General features: G+C 56.3%; 16 protein-coding genes. 11 read left to right on the plus strand and 5 right to left on the minus strand.

Features of this window, described 5'->3' with window-relative positions; all coding sequences use genetic code 11:
* Window positions 1-11: 11 nt before the first annotated feature.
* On the minus strand, window positions 12-167 hold the full coding sequence (locus tag AC6EI9_RS00755; RefSeq protein WP_498468585.1) for a hypothetical protein: 156 nt from the start codon (window positions 165-167) through the stop codon (window positions 12-14).
* Window positions 168-214: 47 nt separating this feature from the next.
* On the opposite strand from AC6EI9_RS00755, the gene AC6EI9_RS00760 reads away from it, so the two are divergent.
* The 5 genes from AC6EI9_RS00760 (at window position 215) to AC6EI9_RS00780 (ending at window position 3,631) form a co-directional block, all read left to right on the plus strand.
* Window positions 215-397: a DUF8681 family protein gene (locus AC6EI9_RS00760; protein ID WP_498468586.1), complete on the plus strand. Its 183-nt coding sequence runs from the start codon at window positions 215-217 to the stop codon at window positions 395-397.
* A 15-nt stretch (window positions 398-412) separates the two neighbouring features.
* Complete coding sequence (locus AC6EI9_RS00765) at window positions 413-1,054, plus strand: SOS response-associated peptidase (RefSeq protein WP_498468587.1); 642 nt, start codon at window positions 413-415, stop codon at window positions 1,052-1,054.
* Window positions 1,055-1,393: 339 nt separating this feature from the next.
* Window positions 1,394-1,630 (plus strand): hypothetical protein, encoded by a 237-nt coding sequence (locus tag AC6EI9_RS00770; protein WP_115126805.1) that lies wholly within the window; start codon window positions 1,394-1,396, stop codon window positions 1,628-1,630.
* Complete coding sequence (locus tag AC6EI9_RS00775) at window positions 1,627-1,851, plus strand: hypothetical protein (RefSeq protein WP_498468588.1); 225 nt, start codon at window positions 1,627-1,629, stop codon at window positions 1,849-1,851. The genes AC6EI9_RS00770 and AC6EI9_RS00775 overlap by 4 nt, the downstream gene beginning before the upstream one ends.
* A 247-nt stretch (window positions 1,852-2,098) precedes the next feature.
* Complete coding sequence (locus tag AC6EI9_RS00780) at window positions 2,099-3,631, plus strand: SagB family peptide dehydrogenase (protein ID WP_498468589.1); 1,533 nt, start codon at window positions 2,099-2,101, stop codon at window positions 3,629-3,631.
* A gap of 34 nt (window positions 3,632-3,665) precedes the next feature.
* On the opposite strand, the gene AC6EI9_RS00785 is transcribed toward AC6EI9_RS00780, so the two are convergent.
* Window positions 3,666-3,836, minus strand: a complete 171-nt coding sequence (locus tag AC6EI9_RS00785) for a hypothetical protein (protein WP_498468590.1) — start codon at window positions 3,834-3,836, stop codon at window positions 3,666-3,668.
* Window positions 3,836-4,345: a hypothetical protein gene (locus tag AC6EI9_RS00790; protein WP_498468591.1), complete on the minus strand. Its 510-nt coding sequence runs from the start codon at window positions 4,343-4,345 to the stop codon at window positions 3,836-3,838. The genes AC6EI9_RS00785 and AC6EI9_RS00790 overlap by 1 nt, the downstream gene beginning before the upstream one ends.
* Before the next feature lie 111 nt (window positions 4,346-4,456).
* On the opposite strand from AC6EI9_RS00790, the gene AC6EI9_RS00795 reads away from it, so the two are divergent.
* From AC6EI9_RS00795 to AC6EI9_RS00810, 4 genes are all read left to right on the plus strand, one after another.
* Complete coding sequence (locus AC6EI9_RS00795; RefSeq protein ID WP_369818414.1) at window positions 4,457-5,263, plus strand: prohibitin family protein; 807 nt, start codon at window positions 4,457-4,459, stop codon at window positions 5,261-5,263.
* Window positions 5,247-5,528, plus strand: coding sequence for a hypothetical protein (locus tag AC6EI9_RS00800; RefSeq protein ID WP_498468592.1), 282 nt, complete (start codon window positions 5,247-5,249; stop codon window positions 5,526-5,528). Before AC6EI9_RS00795 ends, AC6EI9_RS00800 begins: the two co-directional genes overlap by 17 nt.
* A 113-nt stretch (window positions 5,529-5,641) precedes the next feature.
* Complete coding sequence (locus tag AC6EI9_RS00805; protein ID WP_074160695.1) at window positions 5,642-5,815, plus strand: Nif11 family protein; 174 nt, start codon at window positions 5,642-5,644, stop codon at window positions 5,813-5,815.
* 115 nt (window positions 5,816-5,930) lie between these two features.
* Window positions 5,931-6,089, plus strand: a complete 159-nt coding sequence (locus AC6EI9_RS00810) for a hypothetical protein (protein WP_498468593.1) — start codon at window positions 5,931-5,933, stop codon at window positions 6,087-6,089.
* Here the strand turns inward: AC6EI9_RS00810 and AC6EI9_RS00815 are convergent.
* Window positions 6,080-6,457, minus strand: coding sequence for a DCC1-like thiol-disulfide oxidoreductase family protein (locus AC6EI9_RS00815; RefSeq protein WP_498468594.1), 378 nt, complete (start codon window positions 6,455-6,457; stop codon window positions 6,080-6,082). The genes AC6EI9_RS00810 and AC6EI9_RS00815 overlap by 10 nt on opposite strands.
* A 141-nt stretch (window positions 6,458-6,598) precedes the next feature.
* Here AC6EI9_RS00815 and AC6EI9_RS00820 point away from each other — a divergent pair, with 141 nt between their 5' ends.
* A complete protein-coding gene (locus tag AC6EI9_RS00820; RefSeq protein WP_498468595.1) occupies window positions 6,599-6,901 on the plus strand; it encodes a TIGR03894 family protein in 303 nt (100 codons plus the stop codon).
* A 189-nt stretch (window positions 6,902-7,090) separates the two neighbouring features.
* On the plus strand, window positions 7,091-7,399 hold the full coding sequence (locus AC6EI9_RS00825; protein WP_498468596.1) for a hypothetical protein: 309 nt from the start codon (window positions 7,091-7,093) through the stop codon (window positions 7,397-7,399).
* Window positions 7,400-7,442: 43 nt separating this feature from the next.
* Here the strand turns inward: AC6EI9_RS00825 and AC6EI9_RS00830 are convergent, their stop codons facing one another.
* Window positions 7,443-8,903, minus strand: a complete 1,461-nt coding sequence (locus tag AC6EI9_RS00830; RefSeq protein WP_498468597.1) for a polysaccharide deacetylase family protein — start codon at window positions 8,901-8,903, stop codon at window positions 7,443-7,445.
* Between the last annotated feature and the right edge of the window lie 110 nt (window positions 8,904-9,013).

A 9,013-nucleotide genomic window follows, 5' to 3' on the forward strand; every position in this document is an offset into this window, starting at 1 on the left:
TACGCCCTGCTTCAGTACACAGACTGAGGCAGGGTGAAGCCGCTGTTCATGTGCTCAAAATCGAGCAACACCCAGCTGAGCCAGATCACAAGTGCAATGACGCCGGAGACTGCAGCGAAACGGGCGAAGTTGCGAGCAACCAGCTCAACAATGCTGATCTCCTTCATCGATCAATGGCGAGGATCTTCATTTTGCTCGATTTGTCGCTTCGGTGATGCCTTTCCAGCTTGATGCTCCAACATTCAGTCTGCTCGTGGTCGGCTCGGTCTTTGCAGGTCTGCAGGTCTGGTGGATTGGCTCACTGGTGATTCGCAACAATCGCCGTCGCGGAGAGCAGCCACTTTCCACCCAGCAGTTCCGACGCGATCTGGAACGTATCTTTCGTCAGGAATCCTGATCAGGCCAAGCTGAAATGTGCGGTCGTTACGCCCTCGCCACGCCCCTGAGCCAGCTGCCGACTGTGCTGCTCAGCAGCATGGATCAGGAACATCGGACTCGCTATGCACCACGCGATTTGATTGTTCCTGGTGAGCCCCTGCTGGCCTATCGCTCTGATCAGTCGGGTCCAGAAGCATCGCTGATGCTCTGGGGTTTGATCCCCGGTTGGCTGAAGGATCCCGCTCAGGGCCCCAGGCCTTTCAATGCCCGTTCGGAAACGGTCGCAGACAAGCCAAGCTTTCGAGGCTCCTGGCGACATCGACGCTGTCTGATCCCTGCCAGTTGTTTTTTCGAAAAAGGTCGCGCGATCAGACGCATTGATCGCCAACCTTTCTGGCTTGCTGGCCTCTGGGAGCGTTGGTTGGGGAGTGATGGCAGTGAGGTTGATACCTGCACGGTCCTCACCACGAGTCCGAATCAGCTCGTCAAGCCACTGCATCACCGGATGCCGGTGCTGATTCCGCATGGATTGGAAGAGGCCTGGATGACAGCCTTGGATGGCCAGCAGTTGAGAGCGCTTGAGCCGTTGCTCGGTCCATGGGATCCCAGTGGTTGGGAAGTGGTTTCAGACACGGATGATGGCCAGCTTTCGTTGCTGTCTGATCTCCAGAGCTGATCCGTTGCTGAACGGAGGCGGTTTTCGGAAAACACCGATTGCTCGTCAGCCAATCCCGCTCAGCCAATCCCGCTCAGTCAATCCCGCTCATCCAATGCGTTGCTCGCTTGTGAAAAGACGTTCGAACTTGTCTTGCCTGTTGAGTCTTAGTGCCTTCTGGATGAAGAGTCGGAATGCACTTTCGCTTCAAGTCAGCAGGCAAGGTCGTCAGAGCCCTGCCGAAACAACAGCTGTTGCATCAATTGATTCCCACGCCTGGTCGGGGAGACCTTGCTGCCCGAAGCAATTGATACAGCGCTAGCACGCGTGAGTATCAAAATCTAGTCAGGAGTGATGATTATGGCTAACACGCAAGCTACAACTTTTCAGCGTCGGGTTGGAGAAGTGCTCATTGCTCAATTCTCCTCGAAGCTGCTGCTCAATCTGATTTTTCTCCTGACCTGGTTCTGGGGAATTTTCTGGATTGTTAATGCAGCAGAATCGGATTTCAGCGTTTTCATCGCGGGTCTGCCGGCAATGCTTCTTGTGGCCGGCGGATGGTTCACCTTTTTGAACAGAGGCTTTAACCGGAAATGAACAGCTCCACTCAGGTCACAACTGAAATGCCGAAGAATTTTCGGGCTTTTGGCTTTGCATTCTTTATGACGGGTGCTTGCTTCCATTGTATTGACTTTCTTGGTGCTGAAGACACTTTGATGTGGGGAATGGGACTCGGGTTTTTAGGAGCACTTCTTTTGTCGTTATATTTTTGGGCTCGAATTGCTGTGAACAAAAAATTCTGGAAATACCTCGCCTAACGGTTTGCCCCAGTTCTTTATTGTTGCTCTTGAATGACACTGTGTCTGAGCAGAGTCTTTCTCCAGAGAGCGGTTGCAATCTTGATCATGGTTCGTTGATGAGCTGAGCTTTGGGTGGTTTGGCCCTGCGAATTTGGCTGATCCATCAAGTGGCCTGTCTGGCTGAGTTCGATTGCGATTTCCCTGGATGAACTGATGTGAGCTTCTGAATGCAGGGTTTGTGACCTTGGCGCCTGGGGCTAGTGTCATGGCGATGCTGAGCTACCGATTCCGCGAAGGCGTTCACGTTGATTCGGGTGAGAACGCCGTTGTCATCACCACTCCCTATGCCACGAGGCTGAACTCGATCCAGCAAAGCCTGCGGATTGAACATCCAAGTGATTTGTTGAAGATTCTTCTGCAAGATCTCTCTGGAAGCGGCGTGAATCGAGCACAAGTTTTAAGCAATAGTGATGGATTGTTCGCCGTCGCGGGTCATCAAGAGCTGTTCGGCGAGCTTGAGAATTTTTACGCGAAGGGATTGATTTTTATTGAAATCAGCGGATCAAAGGGCGCAGCGATCTGTCTGAATCCTGTGAAGTCGTCGCTCCACCGAAAGACTGTTCCTGTTGGTGACTATCGCATCAGGTTGTCTAAGTTTGTTCATGTTCAGCCCCTGTTTGATGGGCTGCTGATCAGAACACCTCTGGCATCGGCAACGGTTTTGCTGAAGGATCAACGAGTGTTCCCGATCCTCGTACAGCTCGTTTCGGCGTGTGATCAGAAGACCTTCCAGGCAGCTCTTCCTGATGATCTGCGTGAGCACCATGAGGATATTGTTTCTTTGTTGTTGAGCTCTGGTGTCGCGGGCGTTTGCGATGGCGAGGGTGTGGTTGATATCGACAAGGAAGCCGTCGATGCGGGCTGGACGCCTGAAGATCTCGCCTTTCATTGTCATACGCGTGAACAGTTCATTGATGTGTGTCGTAATCAATCACTCCCGAAGCCAATCAACAAGCAGCGGTTGCCTGCGAAGCATCAAAGAATCGTTCTCTCCACTGCAACCCTTCCTGAGCCGACCCGCATTCATCACAACCTGAGTTTTTTTCAAGTTGTTTGCGAGCGTAAAACAGTTCGCGCCTATCACGAACAGCCCGTGACTGCTGGAGTGTTGAGTGATTTCCTCTGGTACTCCATGCACATCCGGGAGGAAATCATCTGCGACCCAGGTCTTTCGCGAGCGTATTCCGGCTTGTTGAGACCTGTTGCCAGTGCAGGAGCTCTGCATTCCATTGAGCTCTATTTATGCATCAACCGATGTATCGGTCTTCAGCCAGGGTTCCATCACTACAACTCCTCCAATCACTCTCTGGGAAAACTGAGTGATCTCGGCGAGCCTTGTCTGCAGATGCTGGACCTTGCTGCTGCCTCCACCTGTCGTGCACCTCAGGTGGCTTCTGTCTCGCCGGGGCAGGGCCAGCGACCGGATGTGCTTGTTGTGATGGCTGCCCGCTATGGCAGAACTGCAAGTCTTCATCAGCAAACCGATTTGTCTTACGCGCTGATCCTTAAGGATGCGGGGGCGATTTATCAGCAGCTTTATCTGGTGGCAACGGCGCTTGGACTCGCGCCTTGCGGGCTGAGTTTCGGCAGCAGCGAATTGTTCGAGCAGGCTTCAGGCCTTTCAGGTCGGCAGGAATGTTCCGTTGGTGAATTCATGATTGGCAATCCAGCCTCAACGCCTGGCTTCGACTCTGGGACTGCTGGAGTGGCTTCAAGCCCGAACAAGCACCGGCCTTGACTCCCTGCATCCGGAATGGTTCCAGCCGGACGTCCTAAAGCCTGTCCTGCCGCAGACGCCTCATGGTGTTTCTGGGCATCATCCGGTTCTCCTGCAGTGAGTGCATCCCTTTCCCCGACTGTCGTGCACGAGGGTGATAGCTGATCAGCACCATGCCAATCAGCATCAGCATGATCACCGCTCCGGCTCGAAGCATCTGGAGCATCAGCTGATCTCGTCCTCCAGTCCAGGTTGCACCACGCCCTGCTCGAGCGGCAGCAACTCCTCGTCGTCGCCGGCCCGGCTGCGCACCGGAGCGCTGAAGCCGCGTGCACGTGGGTTTTTCACCTCAAACGGTCCTGGCGTTCCAGTGGGTACTGCCAGTCGCAGTGCAAAAGGATGATCTCCCGGCAGTACATCGCCGATCGATCCCACGCGTGTGCGGTTCGGGAGCACCGGTTCGCCACTGCGATCCAGAATCCGGGCATACACATCGGTATCCACAACGGTGTTGCGGCCGGGGTTGCTGACGTTTCCGCTCAGCACATAACAGCTCGCACCCTCCGGGCTGGTGATGTTGCTGCGCTGCCCGTTGCTTTTGCCTGGCTGGGAGCCAGGGTCGGCAGCGTCGCAGGGAGCGAGGCTCACGGAGGAGAGCTTCAGGTCTGCTGCCCAAGCCGGTTGCGCCATCAGCAGGAGGGCTGCAAACAACAGTGAGAACAGGCTTCTCAGCATGGGACCCAGACAGGATGGGCGGACGTTATCAGGGCTCAATCGCTCCCGCGAGCAGAGAGCGCCGCTCGTCGCTAGAAGAGAGCGAACTTCAGCGTCTGACGCATTCACTTCATGCAGAGCCCTTCGTCGATGCGATCGGTCACCCCAGGAGGTCCCGAAGGCGGTCTGGTGGCGATCGTTGCCCTTGTTCTGGCCGGTCTGCTGCTCCTGGGTCAGGCGCTGTTCGTTGTTCCAGCCGGTGAGGTGGCGGTGATCACCACCCTTGGCAAGGTGAGCGGTGCTCCGCGCCAGCCGGGCCTCAATGTGAAAGCCCCGCTGGTGCAGCAGGTGTGGCCATTCAGCATCAGGACCCAGGTGAGGCCGGAGAACTTCGCCACGCTCACCAAGGACCTTCAGGTGATCCAGGCCACGGCCACCATCAAATACGCCTTGCGCCCTGATGAAGCCGGCCGGGTTTACAGCACGATCGCCAGCAGTGATCGCGATGTTTATCCGCGCATCATCCAGCCTTCGCTTCTGAAAGCGCTCAAATCGGTGTTTTCGCAGTACGAGCTGGTCACGATCGCTTCCGAGTGGAATGACATTTCATCGCTGGTGGCCTCCACGGTTGCCGAAGAACTGGATCAGTTCGATTACGTGAAGGTTGTGGGTCTGGATCTCACAGGTCTGGAGATTGCTGAGGAATACCGAGCTGCCATTGAGCAGAAACAGATTGCTGAGCAGCAGCTGCTGCGTGCCCAGACCGAGGTCAAGATTGCTGAGCAGGAAGCGCTCCGCTACGACACGCTCAACAAGAGCCTCGATGATCAGGTTCTCTACAAGCTCTTCCTGGACAAGTGGGATGGCCAGACCCAGGTTGTGCCTGGTCTGCCAGGCGGTGCTGGCGGAACTCCCCCGGTGATTGTCGGCCGCAAGTGATGTTGTTTCAGCCTCTGCTCCTGAACAGGTCATTCGTGCCGGGGAGGGTTGTCCGCCCGGCCGGTTGGCCTGCGAGGCCGGTCTGAACATGAGTCAACGCGCAGCTACAGGCCTGTTGCTGGTGCTTCTGCTGGGTCTGATCACCCACTGCGCGGCTCGTACGCGGGTCAGGGTTCAGTACCGGGTGTTGCCGCAACAAGGACCTTTGCCGCAGGCTCCTGCTCCTTCTCAGCAGCGCAATCAGCGTCCAGGTGTGCTGATGTGATGCCGCTTGTCAGGCCAGCTGCCCTGGCCGGCGTGCTGGGGAAGAAAAACCGATGGATTCGGATGTTTCCGTCAGGTTTGGTTAGCGGTGGAGAAACCCTCTTGAGGTTCCCCATGTCCATGAAACAGCTGGAGACTTTTCTCGCCAGGGCCAACGGCAACGACAACATCCGCCGCGAGGTTGAGCAATGCGCTGGTGATACAACCTGCGTGGCCAAGGTCGGCATGCGCCATGGGCACAAGTTTTCCGCAGCCAACTTCAGCCGCTGGCAGCGCGAGCACAAGTGAATGTTCGGGCCGCCACTTGATCCGTTGGCGGCCCTTATGTAACGGCACATTGACGACATCCACGCCTTTTCCGTTGAAGCTTTTAGAACCGCCGGGTTGGTCATTCGAGCGCTCCATGCAGATCAGCTTCAGCAGTGAACTGGCACATTCAATGGCTGTGATGCTGCTGGAATTGCACGCTGAACTGGAAGAGTTCGCATACCAGCACGATCACGTGCCGGACCCTGCTGAGCAGCTGTCCAGCAATCTGCTGGGAAGCTCCGCTCAAGCCTGATCTGGATCCACTGGCAGTCCACGGACATTGAGAGCAATCCGTCTGGCCATGAGCAGCCCCGGGTAGAGGCGATTGGCTCGTCCAGAATTGCTGAACAGGCCATTCAGCAGGCGTAGCAGAGGATCGCTGGGGGAAAGCTGCTGACAGAGCCTGGCGATGGCTTCACTGCCATGCCAGATCCGGTCTTCGTCCATCAGCACAGCGCCGTTGCTGAGATTGAATCCCTGGCTGCGCAGTTCTGCTCTGAGTGCATGGTCACTGCGGCCATCCCTGATCACCAGGTCGGGAAGACCACCCACCAGTTCACTGCGGTGGGCGAAATGCCTGCAGAACGGGCAGCCGCCGTCATAGACGAGTGTGAGAGCCATGCAGACATCCTGGCGTGTTCAGATGCTGTTCAGCGGCAGTGGCAGGCAACGGTCTGCCGTCAATTCTCGCTTCAAGCGAAGCGCGCTGCACTCTGAACGGTAGGTTGATGCGATCGATTAAACGGATCGCATCGGGCTCGAATGGCAGACAAGGAACTCCTCAGAGAGGTGGCGCTTGAGCTTTGGGGCTCAGTCAAGAAGCTGCGTCCAGGCCTACCAAGGGAGTCTCGGCTTGAGCTCACGCTCAAAGCCCTGATGGTGATCGGCGATCTGCATGACCAGGTGCAGGCGGCTGTGGTGGTTGGCTTGATTGCTGAACAGGAACCCCCTGAGAATGAGCCTGAAGGGCAGGACGTGACCAAGTCGGCAGACTCCGCTCCCGAAGTCGAACAAACACCTGATGGTCGCCGAGTGGTGCGCCGCCGCTCCCGCTCCACCGGTTGAATTGGGTGACTGCGCCAGTCGTTGTTGACGCAGCAGAGCTGGGATCGGATTCGTGACGGTGTTGTTGCCATCTGATCGGGTGAAGACAGTCAGCCGTTCAGACGAGCGTCAGGACTGCGAAACCCTGATGATTTCTCCCCTTCCTGAACAAAGCGTGTCTCACACCCCCTCAGCGATCAAGGTCCGCTGATGAGTCGCGGTCTCTCGCGTGAATCGCTCAAAGAGCGACAAAGGTATGCCGACTGGTATGAGGCAAAGGCTGAAGAGGAACAGCTGCTGATCGATGAGATTGCTGACCAGACTGATTACATTCTTGGAGAAGATCAGAACAATTTATTCATCGCTCTTTTAAGGCAAAACGGAATTGAAACTGCCGATCAGTTTGTTGATTCGTTTTGCGTTGAATATGAGGGTGTTGTTCAGTCTGATGAGTTTGTGGTCATTGTTTTTGAGGGTAATTCATACTTATTCAGAAGGTTGTGCAGTCGCTCTCAATGAAAACCTGGCCTGATCTCTCGGTTTGTGTTGATCCATTCCGCGGTCACTGTTTTGCGGACCGCCCGAGCTGCGTGGTGCCCATTGTGTGGATGGCCTTGGCATAGTCGGTCCACTGGCCCTGCCCCCAATATCTGAAGCAGCTGGTTTCCAGCAGAAGCAGATGCATCAGCGCATCCCGGAAGGCAGGGGTCTGCGACAAGCGTGGCTGCTCGCAGAGCTGCTGATCGAACTGCTGATGAAAGCTTGCGCTGAAGCGCTGCATCGGTTGGAGCACGTTGTCGTATCCCTCAACCCAGCTGAGGTTGTTGGTCCATGAAGCGCCCTCCATGGAAAAACCGTCGTTGGCTGAGCTGAGCTCTTCGATGCTTGTGGCAACGCTTTCCTTCCCACCCGATTTTCCCGCCTTCTGCCACAAACGATGCTGGTGCACGGCTTGGATGCTGGGCAGGTCGCTTGTCTTCAGTCCCATTGCCTCGAGCAGTTCGAGGTATTCCGATCCATTCAGTGCGGCTGTGTCTGGTGTGCTGTCGCGAATGCGGCGATTGGCCTGACGGAAGGCTTCCGGAAATTCATTCATCATCACTCCACCGTTCTCTCCGTCTGCGATCTGGCTGACGAGAGAGGGGATCTCAACGTTGCCAAGTCGTTGGCGACTGAGCCCAAACGCTTCCTCACATGGCTGCATTTGGCCGACGAGTTTGGTGTCTGACCCCTGGGTCTTGATCAAGGCTGTGATGCTGACCACCTCGCCTGAGGAGGAACGAGCCACCAGCCTGTTGGGAACAAAGCGTTGTTGGCAACTGAGTGGAGAACCATCCAGCTGTTCCACGCTGTGTTCCTGAACGAGCAGCCAGCGATAACCGGCTTCGAGCAGGCTGTTCACCAGCGCAAACAGAGTGTCCGGGTGATTGGGCAGGTGCATTTCCGGCAGCGAGAACCCGCGAACGCGCTGAAGAGCGGCGTCGCCGAATAGGTCGGCGAACTGGTGTTGCCATGCGCTGATCTGCAGAGCCAGATCTGGAATGGGGGTGGAAGGCGCAACGGCATGGCTCCAGAACGTGCCCAGCCATTCCACATGTCTCTCCATCTCTGCATCACAGGCCAGGTAATGAAGTGCTTCGGTAATGTCCCGCCGTTGCATCTGTGTGACGCCCCAGAGCAGATTCCCTGAGTAATCGAGCATGATCCGCGGGCTGCAGCCCTCTCTGATCAACTCCGGGATCAGCGTCGCCATGCGCCTGTAGCACTCAGCGAATGGTTCGGCGTTGTGGTTATCGCCTTCATTGGGGTGCTCCAGCATGTACTGAAGGTGGGAGATCAGAGCTCCGTTTGGACCTGCTGGCACCGTGGGTTGATGCATGTGCAACGCACAGGCGAAGGCTGATTTCAGCCCCTGAACTCCGTGCTCGGTTGATCGCCAGTTCCTGGTCGAGTCCTGCATCAGAGTGAGCAGCTCCTGTTCTCTCCCGCAGATCACAGGTTGGTGTGCTGACTGGACCGCCATGAACGCCTCTGATGTTGAGCAGGTTGTGATTGGTGCTGGTCGTGATCAGGCGATGTCTCGTTCGCTGACCGAACCAGGCGTTGTGCCGACCGGCTGTCAACAGTGCTGCA

It is taken from the genome of Synechococcus sp. MIT2312 (assembly GCF_059772315.1).

Bases quoted from the DNA above. Each gene is read 5' to 3' on its own strand.
- AC6EI9_RS00755 (WP_498468585.1), bottom strand. From the start codon at position 167: ATGAAGGAGATCAGCATTGTTGAGCTGGTTGCTCGCAACTTCGCCCGT.
- AC6EI9_RS00760 (WP_498468586.1), top strand. From the start codon at position 215: ATGCCTTTCCAGCTTGATGCTCCAACATTCAGTCTGCTCGTGGTCGGC.
- AC6EI9_RS00765 (WP_498468587.1), top strand. From the start codon at position 413: ATGTGCGGTCGTTACGCCCTCGCCACGCCCCTGAGCCAGCTGCCGACT.
- AC6EI9_RS00770 (WP_115126805.1), top strand. From the start codon at position 1,394: ATGGCTAACACGCAAGCTACAACTTTTCAGCGTCGGGTTGGAGAAGTG.
- AC6EI9_RS00775 (WP_498468588.1), top strand. From the start codon at position 1,627: ATGAACAGCTCCACTCAGGTCACAACTGAAATGCCGAAGAATTTTCGG.
- AC6EI9_RS00780 (WP_498468589.1), top strand. From the start codon at position 2,099: ATGGCGATGCTGAGCTACCGATTCCGCGAAGGCGTTCACGTTGATTCG.
- AC6EI9_RS00785 (WP_498468590.1), bottom strand. From the start codon at position 3,836: ATGCTCCAGATGCTTCGAGCCGGAGCGGTGATCATGCTGATGCTGATT.
- AC6EI9_RS00790 (WP_498468591.1), bottom strand. From the start codon at position 4,345: ATGCTGAGAAGCCTGTTCTCACTGTTGTTTGCAGCCCTCCTGCTGATG.
- AC6EI9_RS00795 (WP_369818414.1), top strand. From the start codon at position 4,457: ATGCAGAGCCCTTCGTCGATGCGATCGGTCACCCCAGGAGGTCCCGAA.
- AC6EI9_RS00805 (WP_074160695.1), top strand. From the start codon at position 5,642: ATGTCCATGAAACAGCTGGAGACTTTTCTCGCCAGGGCCAACGGCAAC.
- AC6EI9_RS00810 (WP_498468593.1), top strand. From the start codon at position 5,931: ATGCAGATCAGCTTCAGCAGTGAACTGGCACATTCAATGGCTGTGATG.
- AC6EI9_RS00815 (WP_498468594.1), bottom strand. From the start codon at position 6,457: ATGGCTCTCACACTCGTCTATGACGGCGGCTGCCCGTTCTGCAGGCAT.
- AC6EI9_RS00820 (WP_498468595.1), top strand. From the start codon at position 6,599: ATGGCAGACAAGGAACTCCTCAGAGAGGTGGCGCTTGAGCTTTGGGGC.
- AC6EI9_RS00825 (WP_498468596.1), top strand. From the start codon at position 7,091: ATGAGTCGCGGTCTCTCGCGTGAATCGCTCAAAGAGCGACAAAGGTAT.
- AC6EI9_RS00830 (WP_498468597.1), bottom strand. From the start codon at position 8,903: ATGGCGGTCCAGTCAGCACACCAACCTGTGATCTGCGGGAGAGAACAG.